This window comes from Limosilactobacillus sp. (assembly GCF_040772465.1).
Lineage (GTDB): Bacteria > Bacillota > Bacilli > Lactobacillales > Lactobacillaceae > Limosilactobacillus.
The window spans coordinates 97,474-121,784 of record NZ_JAXGYB010000005.1; the positions used below are offsets into that span (position 1 = coordinate 97,474).

Annotated in this window: 20 protein-coding genes and 1 other RNA gene; 13 read left to right on the forward strand and 8 right to left on the reverse strand. The window is 44.5% G+C overall.

All coding sequences use genetic code 11. The features are described 5' to 3' along the window. Position 1: 1 nt before the first annotated feature. Together AB3114_RS06340 and AB3114_RS06345 are read right to left on the reverse strand one after the other, a co-directional pair. A complete protein-coding gene (locus tag AB3114_RS06340) occupies positions 2 to 805 on the reverse strand; it encodes a Cof-type HAD-IIB family hydrolase (protein WP_367342418.1) in 804 nt (267 codons plus the stop codon). A gap of 14 nt (positions 806 to 819) precedes the next feature. After that, a complete protein-coding gene (locus AB3114_RS06345) occupies positions 820 to 1,356 on the reverse strand; it encodes a 3'-5' exonuclease (RefSeq protein WP_367342419.1) in 537 nt (178 codons plus the stop codon). 119 nt (positions 1,357 to 1,475) lie between these two features. Here AB3114_RS06345 and murB point away from each other — a divergent pair, with 119 nt between their 5' ends. Then, the gene (gene murB / locus AB3114_RS06350; RefSeq protein ID WP_367342420.1) at positions 1,476 to 2,378 is read left to right on the forward strand and encodes a UDP-N-acetylmuramate dehydrogenase; all 903 of its coding nucleotides are present in this window, start codon (positions 1,476 to 1,478) and stop codon (positions 2,376 to 2,378) included. Positions 2,379 to 2,682: 304 nt separating this feature from the next. On the opposite strand, the gene AB3114_RS06355 is transcribed toward murB, so the two are convergent. After that, positions 2,683 to 3,339: a DUF1361 domain-containing protein gene (locus AB3114_RS06355; protein WP_367342421.1), complete on the reverse strand. Its 657-nt coding sequence runs from the start codon at positions 3,337 to 3,339 to the stop codon at positions 2,683 to 2,685. Positions 3,340 to 3,499: 160 nt separating this feature from the next. Here AB3114_RS06355 and cdaA point away from each other — a divergent pair, with 160 nt between their 5' ends. The 6 genes from cdaA to AB3114_RS06385 all read left to right on the forward strand — a co-directional run bounded on the left by cdaA (position 3,500) and on the right by AB3114_RS06385 (position 11,055). After that, on the forward strand, positions 3,500 to 4,351 hold the full coding sequence (gene cdaA, locus AB3114_RS06360) for a diadenylate cyclase CdaA (protein ID WP_367342422.1): 852 nt from the start codon (positions 3,500 to 3,502) through the stop codon (positions 4,349 to 4,351). Beyond that, on the forward strand, positions 4,341 to 5,222 hold the full coding sequence (locus AB3114_RS06365) for a YbbR-like domain-containing protein (RefSeq protein ID WP_367342423.1): 882 nt from the start codon (positions 4,341 to 4,343) through the stop codon (positions 5,220 to 5,222). Before cdaA ends, AB3114_RS06365 begins: the two co-directional genes overlap by 11 nt. Before the next feature lie 41 nt (positions 5,223 to 5,263). Continuing rightward, positions 5,264 to 6,619, forward strand: a complete 1,356-nt coding sequence (glmM, locus tag AB3114_RS06370) for a phosphoglucosamine mutase (RefSeq protein ID WP_367342424.1) — start codon at positions 5,264 to 5,266, stop codon at positions 6,617 to 6,619. 163 nt (positions 6,620 to 6,782) lie between these two features. Beyond that, the gene (gene glmS / locus AB3114_RS06375; protein ID WP_367342425.1) at positions 6,783 to 8,600 is read left to right on the forward strand and encodes a glutamine--fructose-6-phosphate transaminase (isomerizing); all 1,818 of its coding nucleotides are present in this window, start codon (positions 6,783 to 6,785) and stop codon (positions 8,598 to 8,600) included. A 29-nt stretch (positions 8,601 to 8,629) separates the two neighbouring features. Then, entirely contained in the window at positions 8,630 to 9,532 is a 903-nt protein-coding gene (locus AB3114_RS06380; RefSeq protein WP_367342426.1) for an alpha/beta hydrolase, read from the forward strand. Positions 9,533 to 9,714: 182 nt separating this feature from the next. Continuing rightward, positions 9,715 to 11,055 carry an NCS2 family permease gene (locus tag AB3114_RS06385; RefSeq protein WP_367342427.1) on the forward strand — a complete coding sequence of 447 codons (1,341 nt, stop codon included), beginning with the start codon at positions 9,715 to 9,717 and terminating at the stop codon, positions 11,053 to 11,055. Between the two features lie 327 nt (positions 11,056 to 11,382). Here the strand turns inward: AB3114_RS06385 and AB3114_RS06390 are convergent, their stop codons facing one another. Both AB3114_RS06390 and AB3114_RS06395 read right to left on the reverse strand, forming a co-directional pair. Beyond that, complete coding sequence (locus tag AB3114_RS06390) at positions 11,383 to 12,564, reverse strand: LTA synthase family protein (protein WP_367342428.1); 1,182 nt, start codon at positions 12,562 to 12,564, stop codon at positions 11,383 to 11,385. Then, positions 12,565 to 14,316: a hypothetical protein gene (locus AB3114_RS06395; protein WP_367342429.1), complete on the reverse strand. Its 1,752-nt coding sequence runs from the start codon at positions 14,314 to 14,316 to the stop codon at positions 12,565 to 12,567. It abuts the gene before it with no gap. Positions 14,317 to 14,657: 341 nt separating this feature from the next. Here AB3114_RS06395 and ppsA point away from each other — a divergent pair, with 341 nt between their 5' ends. Further along, positions 14,658 to 17,054, forward strand: coding sequence for a phosphoenolpyruvate synthase (gene ppsA, locus AB3114_RS06400; protein WP_367342430.1), 2,397 nt, complete (start codon positions 14,658 to 14,660; stop codon positions 17,052 to 17,054). Positions 17,055 to 17,128: 74 nt separating this feature from the next. On the opposite strand, the gene AB3114_RS06405 is transcribed toward ppsA, so the two are convergent. Continuing rightward, complete coding sequence (locus tag AB3114_RS06405) at positions 17,129 to 18,544, reverse strand: o-succinylbenzoate--CoA ligase (RefSeq protein WP_367342431.1); 1,416 nt, start codon at positions 18,542 to 18,544, stop codon at positions 17,129 to 17,131. A 12-nt stretch (positions 18,545 to 18,556) separates the two neighbouring features. Then, positions 18,557 to 19,378: a 1,4-dihydroxy-2-naphthoyl-CoA synthase gene (gene menB / locus AB3114_RS06410; RefSeq protein ID WP_367342432.1), complete on the reverse strand. Its 822-nt coding sequence runs from the start codon at positions 19,376 to 19,378 to the stop codon at positions 18,557 to 18,559. Positions 19,379 to 19,410: 32 nt separating this feature from the next. Between menB and AB3114_RS06415 the strand changes: the two genes are divergently transcribed. After that, on the forward strand, positions 19,411 to 19,788 hold the full coding sequence (locus AB3114_RS06415) for a PaaI family thioesterase (protein ID WP_367342433.1): 378 nt from the start codon (positions 19,411 to 19,413) through the stop codon (positions 19,786 to 19,788). A gap of 79 nt (positions 19,789 to 19,867) precedes the next feature. Next, complete coding sequence (locus AB3114_RS06420; protein WP_367342434.1) at positions 19,868 to 20,392, forward strand: folate family ECF transporter S component; 525 nt, start codon at positions 19,868 to 19,870, stop codon at positions 20,390 to 20,392. A gap of 59 nt (positions 20,393 to 20,451) precedes the next feature. Here AB3114_RS06420 and ssrA read toward each other — a convergent pair. Beyond that, positions 20,452 to 20,823, reverse strand: a transfer-messenger RNA (tmRNA) gene (ssrA, locus tag AB3114_RS06425). 135 nt (positions 20,824 to 20,958) lie between these two features. Here ssrA and AB3114_RS06430 point away from each other — a divergent pair. The 3 genes from AB3114_RS06430 to AB3114_RS06440 all read left to right on the forward strand — a co-directional run bounded on the left by AB3114_RS06430 (position 20,959) and on the right by AB3114_RS06440 (position 24,156). Then, complete coding sequence (locus tag AB3114_RS06430; protein ID WP_367342435.1) at positions 20,959 to 21,678, forward strand: response regulator transcription factor; 720 nt, start codon at positions 20,959 to 20,961, stop codon at positions 21,676 to 21,678. Continuing rightward, on the forward strand, positions 21,678 to 23,186 hold the full coding sequence (locus tag AB3114_RS06435) for an ATP-binding protein (protein ID WP_367342436.1): 1,509 nt from the start codon (positions 21,678 to 21,680) through the stop codon (positions 23,184 to 23,186). The genes AB3114_RS06430 and AB3114_RS06435 overlap by 1 nt, the downstream gene beginning before the upstream one ends. A 109-nt stretch (positions 23,187 to 23,295) precedes the next feature. Continuing rightward, a complete protein-coding gene (locus AB3114_RS06440) occupies positions 23,296 to 24,156 on the forward strand; it encodes a GRP family sugar transporter (RefSeq protein WP_367342437.1) in 861 nt (286 codons plus the stop codon). The last annotated feature ends 155 nt before the right edge of the window (positions 24,157 to 24,311 follow it).

Sequence of the window (24,311 nt, forward strand, 5' to 3'; positions counted from 1 at the left end):
CTTATTTAACCCCAAAGATTTGTGACATTACTTGCAACACACCTTGCTCGTTGTTGCTTGGTGCGATGTCGGTAGCAGCAGCTTTGACGGTGTCATTAGCGTTGGACATAGCATATGCATGACCAGCTAACTTAAACATCGTTAAGTCGTTTTCGCCATCGCCAAAGACTGCCAATTCATCTGGCGATAAGTGCCAACGTTTGAGCAATTTTTGCAGGCCACTTCCCTTGTCACAGCCGGGGATAATAAGGTCGACCCAGCCAAAGCCACTGATGGTGACGTGAAAGTTATCTCCAAAGTGATCGACTAACCGGTGGTAGAAATCATGTTTAATTTTTTCGGGTACGTGGGTAACGATTTTAAAAGTTGGCCCTTTGATATCACTCAGGTCGTGAAAAACCTGACGTTTGGGGTAAGGGGCAATCATCATCTTTAGTACATCATCTGACATCGTATCAGGGACGTAGAGGCATTGGGGACCAGAAATAGCATAGTCGACATTAGGACCAGCGGACTGAAGGAAATCGATGACTTGGGGCACTAATTGTGGGTCAAACTGACCGCAAGAGACCATCTTGCCACCTTCGTCCACGACCATTGCCCCGTTGTCGGAAACGTAGCTAATGGCCTCGGCGGATTGTGGCGCCAGCGATTGCAAGAAAGCGTACTGATCGCCGGAAGCAAAAGTAAAGTGGGCTCCGACACTCTGCATTTTAGCGAAGATGCGTTGGAATAATTCTTTGTCATAGTGGTAATTATCATCCAGAAATGTGCCATCAATATCGACAGCGACTGCTTTAATCATGAGTTTCTCCTTTATTAACCGTGTAATTTGATAAATGGTTTTAACTGTTGGGGGCCAAAGTGTTGGTCCTGGTAAATGAGGATGTCAGCACAAGCCTGGGCGTCATCCAAGGCATTATGGTGGTGATGCAAGTCAATGTGCAAGGCATCCGCAACTGTGTTTAATTTGTGATTGGGCAATTGAGGAAAGAAGTGACGACTCGTTTTTACGGTGTCGAGGGTCAGATAAGCAGGCGGCTGGATCCCGTAATGCTCGAGGGTTTTAGCAAGCACACTGTTGTCGAAACGGTTGTTGTGGGCGATGACTAATTGGTCGGGAGTATAGAATTCTTTGATGTGTTCCCACACTTCCGGGAAAATGGGAGCATTTGCCACATCACGTTCGTGGATCCCGTGAATTTGAATGTTGCGCCACGAAAAAGGCATTTTGGGGTTGATGAGGCTGTAAAATTCATCAACGATGCGGTTGTTTCTAACAATTGAAAGGGCTAGTGAACAGGCACTGTCTCGTTGACCAGCTGCGGTTTCAAAATCCATTGCGACAAAGTTCATTTAGACATCTCCCTTAAAGGTTGGTTATCAGTTCCCTTAATTATACGATGGATCTGACCTTTCACCAAGCTAGTGGTGTTACAATGTGGTAGTAATATTTTGCGAAAGTAGGACCAATAATGACAGAAGATTTGCGGACGCTTTTTCCGGACATCAAGATCAAAAAAGATGAACCATTAAGTAATTACACATACACCAAAACGGGTGGCCCTGGCGACTGGGTGGCTTTTCCTAAGAATGTCGACCAGGTCAAACAGTTAGTTGATTATTGTCGTCAAAATAAATTGCCGCTTACCAACCTGGGCAATGCTAGTAATTTGATTGTTAAGGACGGCGGGATTGCCGGTTTGACGATGATCATGACTGAGATGAACGGCATGCGCGTTGATGGTTGTGACGTGATTGCCCAGTCTGGTGCAGCCTACATCGACGTAACGAAGTTTGCTCGTGACCATTCGTTGACGGGTGTTGAATTTGCAGCTGGGATCCCGGGCAGTGTCGGTGGTGCAGTTTTCATGAACGCCGGTGCTTACGGTGGGGAAACTAAGTTTGTTGTCAGTCAGGCTAAGGTAATGCTACCTGACGGGACGATCCAGACCTTGAACAATCAGCAATTAGACTTTGGCTATCGTCACAGTGCCGTTCAGGATGACCATGGTGTGGTTTTGGAAGCAACTTTTTCACTGAAAAAAGGTGATAAGGAAGCCATCACGGCCAAGATGGACGACTTGAATGCACGTCGCCGGGCAAAGCAACCCCTAGAATATCCTTCTTGCGGGAGCGTTTTTAAACGCCCAAAGGGGCACTTCACTGGGAAGCTAGTTCATGATGCAGGTTTGCAGGGATACACGGTCGGTGGTGCGCAGGTTTCGAAGAAGCACGCGGGCTTCATCGTCAACATTGGCGGTGGTACCGGCAGTGATTACCAGGCGGTCATCAAACACGTTCAAGAAACAGTTAAAGCCAAATTTGGCGTTCAACTGGAGACGGAAGTGCGGATTATCGGACGAGACCATAAATAATCAAAAGCTTGAAATGGGCTTGTGACATAACTCTTATTACATGGATAAAAAGTGAACACACAGTACAACAATGGCCTCTAGCATTCGGCAAATCCGAACGCTAGAGGCCTATTGTTGCTTGTGGGGGCGTGACTACGAAGTCATAAATGACTTCTGTCACGCTCTCTTCCCAGCTTTTTTCATTCATTTTTTCTTGTTTTTGTTTTTGCGTGCTGGTGCTTTGACAGTTTTTGTTGTCGCAACTAGAGCGATGATGGCGGTGAAAATTGCGATAATAGCCTTTTGAATCATTGGAATGTTCCTCCTATTCGTGAGCTGATTTGCGGATTAAATTGACGAGCAGGGCCAGTAATAACTGGGTGATGGTCATGGATAAAGCAAAGTCCCACATCTGCGGTTTAAAAATACTCAATAACTGTCTTAAAAACCAACTAGGCGTCATCAATAGGTAAAAGGAATGGAGTCGCAGGAAGCGACCGATGTAAATGCCGATGCTGGAGCAGATGGTAAAGAAAATGATCCAGAAATACCGCATACCCAGGTGTTTGGGAGTAGTGACCAATGTTAGTAGACGGCTGACGGTTAGCAATGAGACTGTGCCGAACAATACAGCTGCAAAAGCACTTGTCACCATTAAACAAAAAGTAGCCCACATTTTAGGATCGGTGCGCAATAAGCCCGAAACGGCAGTGTGGGGATGTAACCAGGACAGATGAAAGAGGTCGGTCATGACATATGGCGCATTGGGGTAGAAAAGCAGCCACAGAATTAGTAATGCCCAGAAAGCCAGTGAACGTTTGTCCGTAAAACGGCGGATTTGAAAGCCGATTTCGATGGGGATCGCTGCTAGAAAAACGTTAAAGGCCATGAAATTGAAGGGCGCCTTCATCGTCAAAACTAGTAAGATGATCCAGCAAATCATGAACAATCGTTCAGCATTATGGTATGAAAGATGCAGCATGGCTTTTCCCCTTTCACGAAATTCTACGGTTTATTCTAACAGAAGAAGCATCAGCTTAGCTCGCTTTTTATCAGTATATTGGCAAAGTTTGTTGAGTGGATTTCAAGCTATCACGGAAAATGATATAATGTGGAAGTAATTTAGGGGAGGTATTTTAAGAATGCAAACACTTGCGTCGCTCCTCACGTGGCATAGCCTTGTCAGTTTAGTTGATATTCTGGTCATTTGGTTCCTAATTTATGAAATGCTGCTACTAGTCCGTGGAACGCGGGCAGTGCAGCTTTTTCGTGGGATTGTGATCATTTTAGCCGTCCGACTTATTAGTTGGTATATCGGCCTTAGTACCGTTTCCTGGGTGATGGATCAGATCATTAACTGGGGAGTCATTGCCATCGTGATTATTTTTCAGCCCGAAATTCGTCGTGGGTTGGAACATTTGGGACGTGGTACCTTCATTGCTCGTACACATTCGGGCAATGAAGATGCTGAAAACCTCATTCAGCAATTAGATCAAGCTATCCAATACATGTCAAAACGACGAATTGGTGCCTTGATCACGATTCAGATGGATACGGGTTTGGAAGAGTATATTGAAACAGGAATTCCGCTAGACGCTGAAGTCACGGGTGCTTTGTTGATTAACACGTTTATTCCCAATACGCCACTTCACGATGGGGCTGTTATTATCAAAGATAATCGCCTTGCAGTTGCGGCCGCATACCTGCCTTTGTCAGACAGTAAGCTGATTCCCAAAGATTTAGGGACGCGTCACCGTGCAGCGGTTGGTATTAGTGAAGTGACTGATGCCCTGACCATTGTTATCTCTGAAGAAACTGGGGAAGTTTCACTGACGAAAGATAATGAATTGATGCGCAATATGTCCCAAAAAGATTATTTGAAGTTTATGAGGGCTCAACTGTATAAATCCACTGCACAAAATAGCAGTTCTAACCGTTGGGAATTACTTCTTGCTCGACTGTTTGGCCGGGGAGGTGACAGCAGTGAAAAGTAATAAGAACAATGACAGCTTTTTTAGCAACATTTGGGTTTTGCGGATTGCTTCCTTGGTCTTAGCAATTTTCCTGTTTGTCTACGTCAACGGTAGCAAGGATGGTTTCCTGCGCCAAAATACCCGTAGCGGGCAAAGCAGTTCTTTGATGTCCAATCGGTCGGTCACAATTAAAGTGCCGCTGCAGTTGAAGACCAATAATCAAAAATACGTTATCAGTGGTTATCCCCAGTATGTTCGCGTACGGGTTAGTGGACCGTCCGCATTAGCCACTACCACTTCTAATACACAAAATTTTCGGGTGTATGCTGATTTGACAGGATTGGATATTGGTCACCATACGGTTAAATTAAAGCAATCAGGCTTAAATTCTGAATTGCGTTATTCCATTGATCCGGCAAGCATTAACGTCAACATTCAACCCCGTGCGATGGCAACCAAAGCTGTTCAGGTTCGATTGAGTTCGCGAAACGTCAACGGCAATTACCGTGTCGGGACGCCACGCTTATCGATGACACATGTTCAGATTAGCGGAGCGCGTGATGAGGTGCGGAAGGTTGACCGCGTTGTTGCCTATGTCAATGTACCGAAAAATGCTAACAGTGACTTGCATCGCCAAGTAACTTTGCAGGCGCTAGATAAAAATGGGCACATCTTGAATGTCATCATCAGCCCTAACTACATTTCGGTTACCGTACCGATTTCAGCGGGAACGAGTTCGTCATCGAGTTCGTCTTCTTCCGATTCTGATAGTGATTCAAGCAGTACTTCTAGCCGAAGCAATCGTAGCAGCAGTAACGAAGAAACGGAAAGTAGCAGTAGTAATAGTTCTTCCAATACTTCGTCAGCCACAAGTAGTAGCAGTAATCAATAATCAATAGCGGGATTTATGCCCGCGGAAATAAGGAGTTAATTATGAATTTAAAGTATTTTGGTACCGATGGTGTTCGTGGTGTCGCAAATGAAGATTTAAGCCCAGAATTGGCTTTCCGTTTAGGCCGTGCTGGTGGTTATGTTTTAACTGAACATTCTGAACGGAAACAACCGCAAGTATTAGTTTCACGTGATACCCGGATTTCTGGCCAAATGCTGGAAAATGCTTTAATTGCTGGGCTTCTTTCTGTTGGGATCGAAGTTTTGCGCCTTGGCGTTGTCACAACTCCGGGCGTTGCCTACTTGGTACGGGCCCAAGAAGCAGATGCCGGGGTTATGTTGACGGCTAGCCACAACCCGATCAAATACAATGGTATTAAGTTCTTCGGGAGTGATGGGTTCAAATTATCTGACGACTTGGAAGCTGAAATCGAAAAGATTTTGGACGCAGATGAAGATAATTTGCCACGTCCTTCCGATAAAGGTTTGGGGACAGTTGAAGATTACCGTGAAGGAGCATTGAAATATGTATCCTTCTTGGAATCAACTATTTCGACCGACTTAAGTGGAATGAAGATCGTTGTTGATGCTGCTAATGGTGCCACTAGTGGTTTTGTTAACAATCTATTTGCTGACGTTAACGTCGACTTTACGCCAATTAATGCCACTCCTGATGGCTTGAACACTAACTTGAATTGTGGTTCTACCCACCCTGAAAAACTTCAAAAGGCGGTCGTTGAGAATAAAGCTGACTTGGGTGTGGCTTTTGATGGTGATGGCGACCGTTGCATTGCTGTCGATGCTGATGGCAATATTGTCAATGGCGATAAGATCATGTTTATTTGTGGCCAAGCCATGGATGCTCAGGGCAAACTGAAGAAAGACACGGTCGTAACTACTGTGATGTCCAACTTAGGAATGTACAAGGCTCTGGAAGCCAATGGAATGAAGAGCGTTAAAACCCAAGTTGGCGACCGTTACGTTGTCGAGGAGATGCTGAAGAACGGCTATAATCTTGGTGGTGAACAATCTGGCCATATTGTCTTCCTTGATCACAACACCACTGGTGACGGCATGCTGACTGCTCTCCAACTTCTTTCAGTCGTTAAAGAAAGCGGGAAGCCACTGTCAGAGTTAGCTGCACCGGTTAAGGATTACCCTCAAGAACTGGTTAACGTTAAGACTGATGATAAGGCAGCAGCTTTAGCTAATCCGGCATTAAAGAAGATCACTGCAGAAGTGGAAGATGAAATGCACGGTGATGGTCGGGTCCTGGTTCGTGCTAGCGGGACGGAACCTCTGATCCGGATCATGGCCGAAGCACCTACTAAAGAATTGGTACATACCTATGTTATGAAGATTGTTGAAGTGGCTAGACGGGAGTTCGGCATCGACTAATCGCCCAGCTAATCATATTGAAAACGCTATCGCGGCTTGCTAGACCAATTGAGAGTTCTCAATTGACAATAGTGGCCGCGATTGTTATTATCTTAAGGTACTAAAAAAAGAGGCAATTTATAATTCGTCTATACCAATTTTAATGAAAGTGAAGGATAAGCAAATGTGCGGAATTGTTGGTGTTACAGGTAATAAGCGTAGCGTTTCAATTTTAATTAACGGTTTGAAGCGATTGGAATACCGGGGCTATGATTCAGCTGGAATCTACGTCAACGATATGGATGGTCATGATTTTTTGATCAAGCGTAAGGGCCGGATCGCCAATCTTGAAGCAGCAATTAATGATGACGTTCATGGCATGTCAGGAATTGGCCACACCCGCTGGGCAACTCATGGTGAACCCAATGAAGTTAATGCTCACCCTCAGTACTCTTCTGATCGTCGTTTTTACTTGGTTCACAATGGTGTGATCGAAAACTTCAAGCAATTGAAGCAAGAATACCTTCAGGATGTTCAGTTCAAGAGTCAAACTGACACTGAAGTTGTGGTGCAGTTAGTCGACCACTTTGTAGTTAAGAATGACATGGACACGAAGACTGCTTTGCTGAAGGTATTGCGGTTGATCAGTCCTGATTCTTCATACGCTTTTGCTTTGATGGATCGTGAACAGCCAGACACGATCTATGTAGCTAAAAACAAGAGCCCGCTGTTGGTGGGCTTGGCTGACGGCTACAATTTAATTGGCTCTGATGCCATGTCAATGATCGACGAAACCAATAAGTTTATGGAAATTGACGATCACGAACTGGTCATCGTGAAACCCGACCATGTAGCTATTGAAAGTTTTGATGGCAACGAAAAGCACCGGAAACCATTTACGGTAGATATGGACCCATCAGCGGCTGATAAGGGGACTTATCCGTTCTACATGCTGAAGGAAATCGATGAACAATCTAGCGTCATGCGCAAATTGATCCAACATTACCTGCCAAATGGCAAGCCGGTGGTAGACACTGGACTGCTGGAATCCATGATGCAATCTGATCATATCTACATCATCGGTGCTGGTACTAGTTACCACGCTGGTTTAGCAGGACAACGCATTTTGGAGGCATTAACTGGAATTCACACTTCTGTTCATATTTCCTCTGAATTTGCATACAGTCACCCGCTGCTTTCTGATCACCCATTCTTTATCTTCCTGAGCCAAAGTGGTGAAACTGCCGACAGTCGGGAAGTCTTAGTTCAGACTAACCAACACCACTGGCCAAGTTTGACCATCACCAATGTTGATCAGTCCACCTTGTCTCGTGAAGCGGATTTCACGTTATTGATTGATGCCGGGCCGGAGATCGCGGTTGCTTCAACTAAAGCTTATACGGCACAAATTGCTGTTGAAGCTATTTTGGCAATGGCGTTAGGTCAGAAGTTGGGTAAGCAGGCAGCAATGGACTTTCCATTGAAAGAAGAACTGAGCAACATCGCTAATGGAATTCAAGCCATTACCGACAGCAAAGAGAAGATTGCTTCTATTGCATCACGATACTTGTCTAAGCCACGCAACGCTTTCTATATCGGTCGTGGTGTGGATTGGAGCGTTGCCCTTGAAGCAGCTTTGAAGCTCAAGGAAATTTCATATGTTCAAGCCGAAGGTTTTGCTTCTGGTGAACTGAAGCACGGAACGATTGCCTTGATTGAAAACCGGACACCAGTTATTGGTATCATTACTCAAGACCGGACGGCTGGTTTAACCCGCAGCAACCTTGAAGAAACCCAGTCACGGGGTGCGGCAACGTTGACCATCGTTTCCCGTCACCTAGCTAAAGAAGATGACAATATCATTCTGCCAGATGTTAATGAGCTGCTGACTCCAATTATCAGTATAGTTCCAGCACAATTGCTGGCATACTACACTAGCCTTGGCAAGGGCCTTGACGTCGATAAGCCACGTAATTTGGCTAAGTCGGTTACTGTTCAATAAGGTGCAACGTGAAAAGATATCTCACATTCTTGACGGTCGTCATTGGTGCGACCGTCTTGTTATTTAGCAGCCTAGTTATTATGGCCAGTAATGCGTTGGCAAGCTATCGGCCTAATCGTGATAGCTCCCCGATTCCCACGGTATTTGTGCATGGCCTGAAGGGTTCACCGCGTTCTACTAACGGGATGATCACCTATTTTAGCCAGTATTATTATGGCGCCCAGCGGGTTCAAACGATCAATGTTTGGCCAGATGGAACTTTGCAGGTTGAAGGACAGTACCAGGAGATTGATCATCCGCTGATTCAAATTAATTTTGTTAACAGGAATGCCTCAATCCCCCAGGACAACGTTTGGCTGACTAAGGCGCTGCACTATATTAAGACAGAAGACGGTGTTAGTCGTTTTTATGCTGTTGGGCATTCGGCTGGTTGTGTCACACTGCTTCAGACTGAAATGCTGCATCATAAAGACTTACCGATTATGGAAAAATTTGTCTCGATTGCTGGTACTTATAACGGCCTGTTACACGAAAATGATTTCCCTCACGCGGTCCAACTTAATCACCACTATAAGCCTAACTATGCTTATCCGCGGGATTACCAGTATCCAGCTTTTAATACCTTAGTTAAAGAAGGACGCTATTTTCCTAAAGATATCCAAGTCTTAAATATCTATGGTGATGTCAATGACGGGACGGCATCGGATGGGACCGTGACAACTCAGTCCGCGCTAAGTCTCAACTATATTCTGCGAAGACAATTACTGAAGATTAAGAATGTCAAGTGTACTGGGGTCGAGTTTAAGCACAGTGGATTACGAAAGAGCCCTTTAGTCTACCAGCAAATTGGGCAGTTTTTGTGGGGCCAGAAACCGAATCGCTTGGCACCGCCAGCTAGCTTATTACCTGGTTCTTCAATCAAAGTTCGCTAAACTTATTAATTTGCACGAAGGAGAAATCCTTTGTGCTTTTTTAATATTCGGATTTTGCACAGTAAAAGAAAACAATTTAACAAATTATCGTCTTAAATTCCGAAGATTATCTTGAAATAGCAAGGCAATTGTGCGATTATTACTTTAACGCAATTATTATTTAGATTGAAGGAGTTTTGATTATGCAAAATCCAACCAGTACGGGTTGGCTAGATCGGCAGTTCCATTTAACCGAACACAAAACAAGCGTTAAACGTGAATCAATTGCCGGTCTGACTACTTTTGTTTCAATGGCTTACATCCTCTTCGTTAACCCATCTGTTTTAGGATCAACGGGGATGAACAAGGGTGCTGTCTTTACCGCAACGGCACTGTCAGCAATCATCGGCTGTTTGTTAATGGCTTTTTTGGCTAACTACCCGATGGCAATTGCCCCGGGTCTAGGGGACAACGCCTTCTTCACATATTCAGTTGTTTTAGCAATGGGTATTCCGTGGCAAAAGGCCATGGCAGGCGTTTTCGTGGCCTCAGTTTTGTTTACGATTCTCTCGTTTATGAAAGTTCGGGAAATCGTGATTAACGCGATTCCACATGATCTGAAATTGGCGATGGCTTCAGGAATTGGGATCTTCATTGCCTTTGTTGGTCTGCAGGGTGGAGGACTTGTTGTGAACAGTAAGTCTTCTTTGGTCACCCTTGGCTCACTGGAAGTACCAAGCACTTGGCTGACTATCTTTGGAATCTTCTTTATTGGTATCCTGATGGCTCGCAAGGTGCCAGGGGCAATTTTTTATGGAATGGTTGCCTCAACGATTATCGGTTTGTTGACTGGCTTGATTAAGATGCCAAGTCACATTATCAGTGTGGCACCAAGCTTAAAACCAACATTTGCTGTTGGTATCAAATACCTGCCATCCATGAAGGATCCGCAGATGTGGGCCGTTGTTTTGATCTTCTTGCTGGTTGCCTTTTTCGATACTGCTGGTACCCTGGTTGGTTTGGCCCAGCAAGCTGGTTTGATGAAAAATGACCGCCTGCCACGAATTGGTCAGGCCTTGATGGCGGATTCTCTCTCAATGCTCGGTGGGTCAGTTTTGGGGACTACGCCAACGTCTTGCTACGTTGAATCATCTGCCGGAATTGCGATGGGTGGTCGAACTGGTTTAACCGCCTTGGTTGTTGCGATTCTGTTCCTGTTTAGTATGATCTTTTCACCGTTACTGACCGTTGTTACGGATCAAGTGACCGCACCGGCACTGATCATCGTTGGTGTTCTCATGGTTTCTGCTATGAAGGACATCCACTGGGATAAATTTGAAATTGCCATGCCTTGTTTCTTGACGATTATCGGTATGCCACTGACATATAACATTTCATATGGTTTTGCTTTTGGCTTCCTGACTTATCCATTGATGATGATCGCCTGTGGGCGTCGTAAGGATGTCAATGCGGTTATGTGGTGCCTGTTCGTGGTCTTTATCGTGATGCTCTACGTCCTTAACGTTTTGCCATCTGGCAAGTAATGTTGACTAAAGTGGTCACCAAAAAAGTGGCCGCTTTATTTTAAAATAAAGTTGACATCGCTTACATGATGCACTACTATAAAGATACAAGGTATTTAAAGAATTTACCTTCTAATCAATTCTCTTTCTCTCTTATGCCAATCACCGCCTGCTCAGGGCGGTGATTTTTTTGCGTAAAAAAGGAACGTGACAGAAGTCATTTATGACTTCGTAGTCACGCCCCCACAAGCAATAATAGGCCTTTAGCGTTCGGATTTGCCGAATGCTAAAGGCCTATTGTTGTACTGTGTGTCCATTTAATAGGAGTTGTGTCACAGCCCCTTTGCTTTATTTCAACTGACCGCCACGTACTAGATAATGGTGACCACCAGTAACATCATATTGAATGAGTTGATAATCGTGCCACAATTGGCGCTGCTTTTGACTTAATGAGTTGGATTGAACAACTTGTCCCTCTTGATTAACGAAGAGGTTAGTCGATTTGGCATTGCCTTGACTGTTTAACAGGTTGGCAGGCATCGTTTGCTGAACTTTGGTTAGCAATGCGAGATACCAGTTAACTTTAGAATTGGTTTGTTCAGCTGCCAAGGCCATGAAATCGTTTGGTGATACATAAGCGGTATTATGGTTAAGTTTTTGCTTAGCACCATGTTGACGGGCATAGCGATTTGAATAGATAAAGTAATCAGTTTTGTGCAACTGGAGCCAATTACTATCTAGCAAACTACCATACAGACCGGGTAGGTGATCTCCATAAAAGACAATGGTGATTGGTCGATTAATCTGATCAATGTGTTTGATGAAGTTATTAACGGCTTTGTCAGTGTAATTAATGCCAATGGTAAAGTTTTTAAGTCCATCTTGGTCTACGGCAGAAGGAGCACTCGCCAAAAAGCGCCCATTGTTTTTATAAAGATTGTTGTATGGCAAGTGGTTTTGCATGGTGATGAGGTTGATGAATTGTCCGCTATGTCGACGGTTGAGCTGATCATCAACATTTTCGTAAGCCGACTGGTCATCCACGTAGGTGTTATTTCCCAGGTAATGTTTATGTTTTACCTTATAGTGCCCATACAGACTGTATAATCGGTTGAAGCCAAACTTTTGATAAACGGTATCGCGATTATAGAAAGTACCGGTAAATGGGTGAATGGCAGTTGAATGATTGAAGTAACCCAGAACAGATGGATTGTTGGCTAGATTGCCGACTAACTGGGTGAACGGCGTAGTCAATGTTGATGAGAAGAGGCTCATGGAAAAACCAGTCAAGGTCATGTATTCCATGTTAGCAGTTCCACCGCCGTAACCAGAACTGAGCATTAAACCACTGGTGTTATTGCGCTTGATCTTATCGATCTGGGGAATTGGGTTTTGTTTAAGGGTGACTCCTGGAACTCGGCTTGGATCAGCGAAACTTTCACTGAGATTAAAGATGATTGTTTGATCAGATAAGTTGTTGTGACGGTTTTGGTTGATTTGTTTGGCAACTTTTTGGTAGCGACGGCGCAACTACAGCATCGTTTTCTTGTTATAACCCCGAGGTTGGTGCATTACTTGAATGTCAATATTGTCGAGTAGTTGCACGAAGGGACCATTAGCTTCAGCTCCCCATAATTGTTTGTAGAACTGTGGGTCGTTACCAATCCCCCTAGTGAAGGTATACAGGGGTTGGTGATTCCAGAAGAAACTACTGCCGATTAAGACGGGGAAAAGTAACAGCCAGAAAATTGCCCGGGAAATAGTTTGGGGATGTTTTTGTGGAAGCCAGTGTTCAAAGACGATAATTAATGCAACTGTGACGACAATTAAAGCAATTGCTGCTATAACGGTAGCTCCACCTGACATTTTGATGATATTTCCCCAGTTACTGACCATCTTGAGTTCAGATGGCATAATCGGTTCACCACGGGAGATGGCCTTCAAGACACTGGCAATGATCCAGGCCAAAAAGACAGCTGAAGTGGTGCCGAGGGCAAACCAGTAGTGGCGACTCAGAGTCCACAGAAATTCAAAGAGGGCAAAGATAATCAGTGTGTTGAATAGTATCATCAGGTTCCGTACCGTCAAGGTGTAAGTAAGAACGTGGTGCCAATGGTTGTCATGGCTTAAGTTCATTGCTAGCATGGAGAGTGCAGCTAGACCGTAGCTAAAGACAAGGGCTAACAATATGTTCCAGTGTTTGATGAGGTAGTGTCTGGTGGCTAGACCCCAATTATCTGGAGAGGACCAGTTAGGGTAATGACTAAAATCATCGATCTTGGAAGACAAAGTAGAGATTTGTCCGATCCACCAGGATATGGACGTCAATACTATTGACACTATTAATAATATTATAGTTGCGCCAAAACTGACCAAAACCAAAGCGGCATTTTTACTGGAGTATTGATTGGCAACGCTAGTAAATAGGCTGCTGGTGAGAGGGTACTGGCTGATAAACAGGGCGAGGCCGGTCCAATAAAGTTGGTGCCAATTGGTAGTTGTATCATTAGATTTTTGCGGACGATTAATGACATGAACACCAGCCCATGCAAAAAGAACCAAGAAAGCATTGGCAGCGTTAGTCATTCGACTAGGACTGAGTTGGGTACCATTAATTTCGTTGAGGAGCATGGCAGTTATCGGCAAGACGATTAAGCATGCAAGACCGATTATCAAGCTCAGTATCCCGATAATAGATAGACGTTTTCGTGACTGTTTACTTGCCAATGAACCAAGCACCATTAATATTGCATAGAGCAGTGGGTTAGTGCCATTAGCCCAGTTAAAGAGATCATGACCACCGAGAGTAGGTAAAAAGATCATGATCCATAACGTCAATTTCATCCAAGGGATAGCAATGGTAGACAATTCACCAGTCAAACGGATCAAAATGACGCCCAATAATAACCCTGTCAGGAGAGGCGATGTGTTTTGGCCCAGTGGTAGGAAGGTTTGGTAAAAGATTTGCCTGGTAAACTGATGATTCAGTACTTCGATTACCATCATCAGTGAAGCCACACCAAAAACCATCAACCAAGTTTTTATGAAGAACTGGACGATTTGATGAAAGCCAAATTGTCTTGCCGCTAGTTGTCGACCAATCCAAATAAAGAGAAGATCGATGCCTAAAAGTGTTAAACCGTGAAGAAATTGGGCTTCACTATTGATCATGTTGTGTTCCACGCTAACGTTCAGCCAAGTAGATGAAGTTTGCCAAAACAGTAGATTAAAGATTGCCCAAGCTAATAAGATAAAAGTGATCGAAAATTGTTTTTTATGCACAGCTTAACTACTCTCCTTCGCAACTAATATACATAATCCATTGTATTGTACTATTAAATTGTGAAAAAATATGGAAAGTCATTAAAACTTTATAAGAGCTTTACAATATAATTTTATGTTTAGGAACATTGCGAACGGGATCCGATGGTCGCTACATTTTTCATTTCTCATGTGAACGAAAATTTTTTACGACTAGCTATCGCTACTCGCGCTTGCGGTTAGCCCATTTAGTTTGTGTATTAACGAACAGATTAGGTTGACGTTCGTGATGATATCATTCTACAATTAAGGCGTTGATTGAAAGCGCTTACTGATTGGCAAATGCCGGGAAGGAGCAAATTATGATTGATCGAGAGAAAGCTAATGTTTTGTGGTTTGACGAGTTGCACCGCAAAGATGTCAACATCGTTGGTGGAAAGTCATCGTCACTGGGTGAAATGACTTCGGAAATGAATGTTCCGGTACCATACGGCTTTGCAACGACTGCTCGGGCATACCGGTATTTCATGGAACAGACTGGTTTGAACGACCAGGTGCGTGAGCTGCTGAAAGGTATTAAGGATTACGAAGATGCCGATGAACTGCATGCTACCTGCACAGAAATTCGGCGGATTATTACTGACGCCAAGATGCCGGCAGACTTGGAAAATGACATCAAGCAGGCATACAGTGATTTGGCAAAACGAATGAAGCAAGAAAATCCATTCGTTGCTATTCGTTCATCTGCTACCGCTGAAGACTTGCCAGACGCTTCATTTGCTGGTCAACAGGAATCTTACTTGAATATCCATGGTGCCAAAGACGTTGTGAACCGGGTCCAACAGTGTTATGCTTCACTCTTCACTGACCGGGCAACTTACTACCGTCACAAGCAAAACTTCCCGTTTGACAAGGTTGCTTTGTCTGCAGCTGTTCAGATGATGGTCTTCTCTAAAGCTTCCGGAATTATGTTCTCCGTCAACGTTGCTAACGGTGATGACACGAAGATTGTTATTGATACGATTTACGGGCTTGGTGAATACATTGTCTTAGGTAAAGTGACGCCAGACCACTTCTTGGTTGACAAGAAGACGATGAAGATTGTGCGCAAGAACATCGTTCATAAGCCAATTGAGTTGCTGCGAAATGACGATGGTGGCACTTATGAAGCCAAGGTACCTGAAGAATTACAGGATAAAGCCGTTTTGACTGACGACCAAGTCTTAGAGCTGGCTGGTTACGTCAAGCAAATTGAAAAGCACTATGGCTGCTACATGGACATGGAGTTTGCATTGGATGAACGGACTAATAAGCTGTGGTTAGTTCAAGCCCGTCCAGAAACTGTTTGGTCACGTCGTAACAAGAACAAGAAGAAAGCTGGGGAAAGTTCAACTATGGAAACCTCTACGGATGCCGAAGTTGTTGTGCGCGGCTTACCAGCTAGTCCAGGTTTTGCTACTGGTAAAGTTCACATCATTGATGATCCTTCCGACATTGATGAATTTAAGAAGGGTGAAGTGCTGGTAACCCTGCGGACATCGCCTGATTGGGTTCCAGCAATGAAGAAGGCGGCTGCCATCATCACCAATAATGGTGGTTTAACTTGCCACGCTGCCATTGTTTCCCGGGAAATGCAGATTCCATGTATCGTCGGGACGGAAGCTTTAGGTAAGGCGGCTACCGAACAATTTAAGGACGGTGAAGAAGTCACCGTTGACGCGAAGAACGGTGTTGTTTACCGTGGTAACGTTGCTTCAATCGTTAAGCCAGAGAAGAAGACTGAAGTCAAGGCAACCCTGGCCGCTCCTGAATACTTCGAACCAACTGGCACTCAAGTTATGATGAACCTTGGTGACCCGGATCTGGCTGATAAGTACTCCAACTTGCCAGCTGATGGGATTGGCCTGATGCGTGAGGAATTCCTGTGGACTACTTACATTCATGAGCACCCACTCTACTTGATCGAAACCGGTCGGCCTGATAAGGTTGTTGACATGCTAGCTGACGGGATTAGCAAAGTTTGTCGTGCCATGATGCCACGTCCCGTTACGTTACGGTTCTCTGACTTCAAGTCGAGTGAATACCGCAACTTAAAGGGTGGCGACAAGTACGAACCACACGAACCAGCTGATCTCTTGGGTTGGCGTGGTGCTTCACGTTACTATGACCCGAACTACATCGAAGGCTTCAAGCTTGAACTGAAGGCTGTTTTGAAAGTGCGGAACGAATTTGGCCTGAAGAACCTCAACGTTATGATTCCGTTTGTACGGACGGTTGCTGAAGCTCAACGCATTACCGAAATTATGAATGCTCAAGGGCTGTATCGTTCTGATGACTTTAAGGTTATGATGATGGCAGAAATTCCATCGAACATCATCTTGGCCGACAAGTTCAACAAGTACGTTGATGGTTACTCAATTGGTAGTAACGACCTGACAATGTTGCTGCTCGGCTGTGACCGGAATAACGATACGGTAGCTCACCTCTTCGACGAACGTGACTTGGCTGTTAAGCGGGCAATCCGCCACCTGATTCGTGTAGCTCACCAAGATGGCAAGAAAGTCTCCATTTGTGGTCAGGCACCATCGACTCACCCTGAATTCTCACGGTTCTTGATCCAAAGTGGAATTGATTGCATTTCTGTCAACCCTGACATGGTTAAGACAACGAAACGCAATGTTGCTCAGTTTGAGCGTCGGATTCTTTTGGACAAGGCTACTGGTCGTGGTCAGCATGATCCAGAGAACTACGAATGGTAAGCCTTGTGAGGCTGCTTAAACCAAGATAGTAAGAAACGACGCTGGTGGATTTTTCACCAGCGCCGTTTTATTGTCTATGATAACTTTTCCCTTAAGAGATAGCGTTTGATCTTGCCACTTGCGTTTTTAGGCAATCGATCAATTTGGATAAATTCCCGGGGAACTTTGTAGTGAGCCAAGTGCTGACGGCCGTATGACCGCAGTTGAGCGACATTTAGCGGATCATCGCTAACTACAAATGCTACCGGGACTTCACCCCAAACATTATCCTTACGTCCAACGACGGCAATGTCTCGAACGGAGTTCAGCCTTTGATAAACTTGTTCTACTTCTTGGGGGAAGACATTTTCTCCACCGGAAATGAGCATTTCATCGAGGCGACCATCAATGTAGAGATAACCATCATCATCTAAGTGGCCGACGTCACCGGTGCGGTACCAACCATCGACCATCTTGGCTGCTAATTTACCAGGCAGATTCAGATAACCAGGTGTAAGCGCGGGAGTCTTTAATAGAATTTCACCATTCTTAGCTAACTTGAGTTGGGTAGTGAAGAGTGGCTGACCAACGGAGCCCAGCTTTTTTAAAGCATCCTGGGAGCGTAAGGCAATGATTTGTGAACAGGTTTCGGTCATGCCATAACACTGGACAACTGGAATTTGTAACTGCTCACACTGCTTCAAGATCACTTGGTTCGTAGTTCCGCCACCCAACAACATGCAGCGAAAAGCATGTTGATAATGACGGCCAGTTGATTCCTGACGTTGGACTAATTTTTGCAGCATGAAAGGTACGACAGACATGATCGTGATTGGCTCATTAATCAGAATGTTTTCTATCTGCTCAACCCGAAACTTTTTGACTAAGCGCACCGTCATGCCATAGATCAACCCCCGCATCATAATCGAAAATCCGGAGATGTGAAAGATAGGGGCAACACATAGCCATTCGTCATGGCTGGTCAGTCCTAAATTGAGGGCAGAAGAAACTGCAGAGTAAAAATGGTTGCCAAATGTTTGTAATACCCCTTTGGGATTACCAGTAGTACCAGAAGTGTACATGATGCTGGCAACTTGATCATAATCAAAGCTGGGGACCAAGAGCCCTTGACTAGCACTTATCTGCCGAAACTGCGTGAAGGAGACAAAGCGATGATCCATCGAAGACCTCAGCAGAGAATCTTCCACTAGGCAAATTCTTAAGTCGCTATCCTGAACCTGCCTGGACAATTCATCATCGGCCAGTCGCCAGTTCAGCCAGACGATCGTCCGGCCGCTGCAGATAATGGCAATGGCCAATTCGTAACTGAAAAGAGTATTGACTGCAAGAAGGCCCACTTGTTGGCCAGGATCCAGTTGATTCAGTTGACCGATGATTTTAGCTACCCGTCGCTTTAATTGAACAAAAGTTAAGCGCTGGTTACCATCATCTACTGCAAGGTGATTGGGCTGCGTTTCTGCTTGCTTAAGAAGCCAATTCTGTGTTTGCATACTGATCCTCTTTTACGGGAAAGTTGGGAATTGACCAAAGTCAGGTTTCCGTTTTTCATTGAAGGCGTCACGGCCTTCCTTGCCTTCATCAGTCGTGTAAAAGAGCATCGTGGCATCGCCACCGAGTTGTTGTAAACCTGCGAGGCCATCCGTGTCAGCATTCATCGCAGCCTTGATGAAACGCAGAGCAGTTGGTGATTTTTGAAGGATTTCATGGCACCAATCAAGAGTAACGGATTCTACTTGATCCAGAGGAACCACCTTGTTGATCCAGTTCATCTGGTAGGCTTCTTCAGCCGTGTAGAAGTGATTGAGGAACCAAACTTCCTTGGCCCGTTTGTGACCGATGACCCGGGCTAAGTAGCCAGAACCATAACCGGCGTCGAAGCTGCCGACTTTTGGCCCAGTTTGCCCAAACTTAGCGTTATCAGCGGCAATAGTTAGGTCACATACCAGTTGCAAAATGTTACCACCACCGACGGACCATCCTCGAACCATGGCGATGACCGGCTTCGGGATGATGCGAATTAAGTGTTGGAGGTCCAGAACGTTGAGACGGGCAATGTGGTCAGGACCGACGTAGCCACCATTGCCACGTACACCTTGGTCACCACCAGATGAGAATGCCTTATCACCAGCACCAGTTAGGATAATGACGCCGATTGTGCTATCATCACGACAAATGGTAAAAGCATCGATCATTTCTTGAATGGTGACTGGGGTAAAAGCATTGCGCCGTTTGGGACGGTTCATCGTAATCTTGGCAATTTTGCCGTCACGTTCGAAGATGATTTCTGAATACTTCTTTACTTGTTTCCAATTTGCAGTTGTCATTTGCTTACTCCTTTATGAAAACGAGGTACATCATGAATCTTTTGGAAAACTTAGGCATCCGAACCGAAAGTGTTTCTGCTCAAAAAGTGATTCTCAGCGTCAAGGTCACTGACAAATTAAAACAGCCCTTTGGAATTGTCCATGGCGGTATCAACGCCACCCTTGCAGAAACCGCCGCGTCACTTGGTGCCAACCAATGGCTGACAGAGCAACACTTCAGTAAGGTTGCCATCGGCCTTAATGTTAACACACAGCACCTGTTCCCTGTAGAGGCTGGTGTTATCAAGATGGTTGCGTATCCAATTCATTGTGGCCGTCATATCCAGACATGGGAAGCTCAGTCCTATCTGGGACAAAGAATTACGAGTACGAGCGTTGTTACCCTCGTTAATAAGGAAAAGACAAAGTAGGCAAAACTTTTCATCGATTAATCCGTCATGAATCTAAATTTGTGTATAATTAAAACACAACATTGAGGAGGGAATAACTTTGGACGCTTCACAAAGCAAAGTACGAGAATTGGCAATGTTAGGTCTTTTGACGGCTTTACAAATAATCTTGGGTAATATGCTGTCGTTGCAATTGTACACTCACAAAATTGTTTTTACCTTTATTGTTATTGCCTTGACAGCAAGACTGTTTACTCCTTGGGCGACGGCTATTAGCAGCGCTTTAGCGGGATTGCTGGGGATGGTTATTTTTCCCAAGTTTGCTTTTTTCCCAGGATTTATCCTAACTTATTTCTGCGTGGGCTTATTATTCGGTTACTGCCTGCAAAATAAGGTTACTTTATTGAGAATTGTCATTGCTTGCCTACTGACCTTCTTTGGTTTTTATTATTTGATGAATTCAATGTGGCTCCACATGATGTATGGAATTTCGTATAAAGTGCTGCTGACAACCCGTTTGCCGCAGGAAATTGTGATGTTTATTGTAGCGGTTGTGATTCTTAGCATTATCTTTAGAATTCCAATAGTGGAACGCTTAATCAACCGTTATGAAATGAAGCATTAATGAGAAACGAGAAACGCCTGATGATACTGCAGATGCAGTGCCACCAGGCGTTTTAGATAATATGGAGGTGAGGGGAGTTGAACCCCTGTCCAAGACCATTGCCATCTCAACCTCTACGTTCGTAGGACGACTATTTGAATTTCACTAGTTGCAACGCCGCCATCCATGGCAAAGGCAACTAGCTAGCTGGATGATCTCTTCTAGTAAACTCTAGCCGGGAATACTAGCGTAAGTCCACTAAATATGAAACCCGTGACCGCACCATGGACGAGCCCGGACGGATCTACGCGTGCTACTTGTTAGGCAGCAACAGCGTAAGCGTAATTATTTTTGTTTGCAGTTATAATTAGAAAACTGAGCGTTTTGAAATGCGCCACCATTAAACGCAGTTGGGATTCAAACTGACCCTGTCGAATCCAAAAAACACCCCCAAGATGCAAACATTATTATATCAGTTTTCGCAGTCAAAAGCACGAAATCACACTTTTGTCATAAAAGATTCACACCACAATAAACTCAAAACGTATAATAGGAATAAGTAGAATCGTAAAGTAGGGGGCGAAGGCATGAAAATATTGATGATTGAGGATAATCATTCCGTTTGTGAAATGATGGAAATGTTCTTCAAGAAGGAAAAGTGGGAAGCCGATTTTGCCTATGATGGTGAAGAGGCTTTGACTATGTTCAAAAAATCTCCGGATAAGTGGGATATCGTAACGCTGGATCTGAATCTGCCAAAAGTGGACGGGATGCAGGTAGCTGTAGAAATACGTAAGCTGGCACCCGCAGTCCCGTTAATAATGCTAACTGCACGGACTTCGCAGTCGGATCAAGTACTGGGACTTGAAATGGGAGCTGACGATTATGTGACCAAGCCGTTTTCACCTCTGACCTTAATTGCACGGATGAAAGCACTGCACCGGCGGGCAAATATGAATGCACCAGCTAAGACGGAAACCAAGGTTAATCAAGACTTTGACGTGGTGACCAATCACTTTAAGCTCAATACCAAAACCCGTGAAGCATTTTTGAACGGCCAGCAAATCAAGGACTTGACGCCAAAGGAATTTGATCTCTTAAAAACATTGGCATCTAAACCTAAGCAGGTCTTTACCCGTGAACAACTTTTGCAACTGGTATGGGATTATGAATTTTATGGCGATGAACGAACGGTCGATGCCCATATTAAGAAATTGCGGCAAAAGATTGAAAAGGCCGGTCCGCAGGTGATTCAAACCGTTTGGGGAGTCGGTTACAAGTTTGATGACAGCGGGGCTGACAAATAATGAAAATGTTTTATCGTCAGATGCTGGCCTTTTTGGCTGTCATGGTGACGCTGATGGCTATCCTCTCGATCTCGTTTGCACACTCCACAACTAACATGTTGTATCGCCAAACTTGGGGTCAATTAACAACGGATGCTGACAGTTTAATTCAGGATTCAATTCAATATGATGTCAGCAATAGCTCTTTTAAGGGCTTTGCTGCCCAATCTTTAATGAGTAATGCCAACCTTTTGGCTAAGCAGCATGTTCACTTTGCTATTTACAAGCCTGAAAAAAATAAATATTATACCAGCAATGATTTTAGCCCGCGAATCAGTAAAAACGATTGGAAAAAGCTAAAGGCTGGCAAAACAATTCATCGTAAAATTGATTACCCAGCAGTCAGCCGGAAGCCAAATGGCGATGTGAAAAGCAAGTACAAGCGCAATTTACCGATGACGGAGATTATTAGACCGTATTTTAGCAATCACCGGTTGATTGCGGTGGTCGCTGCGGGCACTTTTGTTTCAACGATTAATGACAGTAAGCGACAGATGATGATCAACTTGATGTGGGCGACCGCCTTAGCGGTTATTTGTGCGCTCTTTTTGGGTTATCTCTTATCGCGGCAGTTAACAGGGCGCCTTCACAAGATGCAAAAAGCTGCGCGCAATATTGCTCGTGGAAATTACGATGTCCACGTGGAAACGAAAACCAATGATGAAATTGATGACCTTGGCCGGGATTTCAACCAAATGGCTGATTCACTCAAAGCCTCTGAAGAAGAAATTCGTAAACAAGAGGAACGTCGCGAACGCTTTATGGCAGATGCGGCTCATGAAATGAGAACGCCACTGACGACAATCAACGGGATCTTGGAAGGCCTTGCTTATGACGCTATTCCCGAAGAAGATAAGGCCCACAGTATTAAACTGATGCAAGACGACACGGCGCGCTTGATCCGTTTAGTTAATAACACTTTGGATTCTGAAAAGATTCGGACTAATCAGATCACGCTTAATCGCAAGGAATTTGATGCAACCGCTGAGCTTAAGAACCTTGTTGAGCAGCTGCAGCAAAAGGCTGATAAAAAAGATGACCAGTTGCAAGTGGATTCACCGCAGATGGTAGTTGTCTATGCTGATTATGATCGCTTTGTGCAGGTGATGTTTAATATCATTACCAATGCCATCCAGTTTACCGAGCATGGTTTAATTACCGTCAGTGCTAGTCGTTTGGCTCATGGGGCTGAATTTAAGGTGGCTGATACAGGAATCGGGATGAACAAAGATCAGTTGCACCAAATCTGGGATCGCTTCTATAAAGCAGATCGTTCCCGGATGAATACGCAATATGGTGAATCTGGAATTGGACTTTCAATTGTTCGTCAACTAGTGAAGTTGCACGGTGGCAAGATTGACGTTGCTAGTCGGCCAGGCAAAGGCAGTACTTTTACCTTGTTTTTCCCTGACCGTGATTATGCGCCAAAGGGCAATGTTGATTCGGATGATCATCAGACTAACCAGTAAAATTCAGTGAATTTGGCCAGTTGAAAACCCTTTTACTTGTGATTCTGAGTATTTCTGAGTATGATAGCCATATTTGAAAGAGTCGGAACTGATTGAGGAGGAAACCTTAATGATTTACTTAATTGCATTGCTTCCAGCCCTGGGTTTTGGGTTGGTACCCATTATCTCCGGAAAGGTTGGTGGGTCAGCGGCTAACCAAATTTTCGGGATTGGTGCTGGTGCTAGTATCATTGGGATTCTTAGCTTTATTCTTTTTCGACCACATGTTTCGTTGTTACCTTTCTGTTTTGCCTTAGTTTGTGGTGCCCTGTGGACAATTGGCCAGATTGGGGCTTTCATTTCGTATCAGCGGATCGGGGTTGCCAACACGGTACCGTTGTCGACAACGTTCCAATTAATTGGTAATTCAATTATCGGGGTTCTGGCTTTTCACGAATGGCGTACGCCCAGACAATTGACGATTGGTTTTGTAGCCCTGGCCCTTGTTGTCTTTGGGGCCCTGTGCACATCTGTCACTAATCGCTCGGGCGGACATCATATTCACGTTACTGATATTCTCTTCTTGCTTATCACCACTATTGGTTACTGGGTTTACTCCGCATTTCCGAAGATTCCGCTTGTCAGTCGTGTTGACTCTGTTGGTGTCTTTTTACCGGAAATGCTAGGAATCCTAGTCGGAGCTGTTATTTATGAAGCAGCTACTCACAACCTGAGTGCTTTTCGGGAAAAAGCCCAATATGGCAATATCTTCAATGGTATTTCGTGGGGGCTAGCGGCTTTGGCCTACATTTTTGCTGCCCGGCAAATTGGTGTTACCCAGGCCTTTGTCTTCACACAGCTTAATGTGATCATCGGGACACTCGGTGGGGTTTTTATCCTTCACGAAGAAAAAACACGGCTCGAAATGCGCTTTATTATTATCGGTATCATCTTTATTATCGCTGGTAGTATCATGACCAGTTTTGCATAGGTAAAATTTCCAGTTCTGCATCGGACTAAGGTTTGATAGCAGAGCTGGATTTTTTATTTTACATCTGTGTTATAGTGAAGGCGGTTGTTCAACAGACTTTTTTGAATAAACTAACTTGCTTTTCGTAAGAAGTTTGTTATACTGTAATTGTAGTT

Bases quoted from the DNA above. Each gene is read 5' to 3' on its own strand.
- AB3114_RS06435 (WP_367342436.1), top strand. From the start codon at position 21,678: ATGAAAATGTTTTATCGTCAGATGCTGGCCTTTTTGGCTGTCATGGTG.
- menB (WP_367342432.1), bottom strand. From the start codon at position 19,378: ATGACAACTGCAAATTGGAAACAAGTAAAGAAGTATTCAGAAATCATC.
- cdaA (WP_367342422.1), top strand. From the start codon at position 3,500: ATGCAAACACTTGCGTCGCTCCTCACGTGGCATAGCCTTGTCAGTTTA.
- AB3114_RS06405 (WP_367342431.1), bottom strand. From the start codon at position 18,544: ATGCAAACACAGAATTGGCTTCTTAAGCAAGCAGAAACGCAGCCCAAT.
- AB3114_RS06340 (WP_367342418.1), bottom strand. From the start codon at position 805: ATGATTAAAGCAGTCGCTGTCGATATTGATGGCACATTTCTGGATGAT.
- AB3114_RS06440 (WP_367342437.1), top strand. From the start codon at position 23,296: ATGATTTACTTAATTGCATTGCTTCCAGCCCTGGGTTTTGGGTTGGTA.
- murB (WP_367342420.1), top strand. From the start codon at position 1,476: ATGACAGAAGATTTGCGGACGCTTTTTCCGGACATCAAGATCAAAAAA.
- glmS (WP_367342425.1), top strand. From the start codon at position 6,783: ATGTGCGGAATTGTTGGTGTTACAGGTAATAAGCGTAGCGTTTCAATT.
- ppsA (WP_367342430.1), top strand. From the start codon at position 14,658: ATGATTGATCGAGAGAAAGCTAATGTTTTGTGGTTTGACGAGTTGCAC.
- AB3114_RS06345 (WP_367342419.1), bottom strand. From the start codon at position 1,356: ATGAACTTTGTCGCAATGGATTTTGAAACCGCAGCTGGTCAACGAGAC.
- AB3114_RS06415 (WP_367342433.1), top strand. From the start codon at position 19,411: ATGAATCTTTTGGAAAACTTAGGCATCCGAACCGAAAGTGTTTCTGCT.
- glmM (WP_367342424.1), top strand. From the start codon at position 5,264: ATGAATTTAAAGTATTTTGGTACCGATGGTGTTCGTGGTGTCGCAAAT.
- AB3114_RS06430 (WP_367342435.1), top strand. From the start codon at position 20,959: ATGAAAATATTGATGATTGAGGATAATCATTCCGTTTGTGAAATGATG.
- AB3114_RS06385 (WP_367342427.1), top strand. From the start codon at position 9,715: ATGCAAAATCCAACCAGTACGGGTTGGCTAGATCGGCAGTTCCATTTA.
- AB3114_RS06355 (WP_367342421.1), bottom strand. From the start codon at position 3,339: ATGCTGCATCTTTCATACCATAATGCTGAACGATTGTTCATGATTTGC.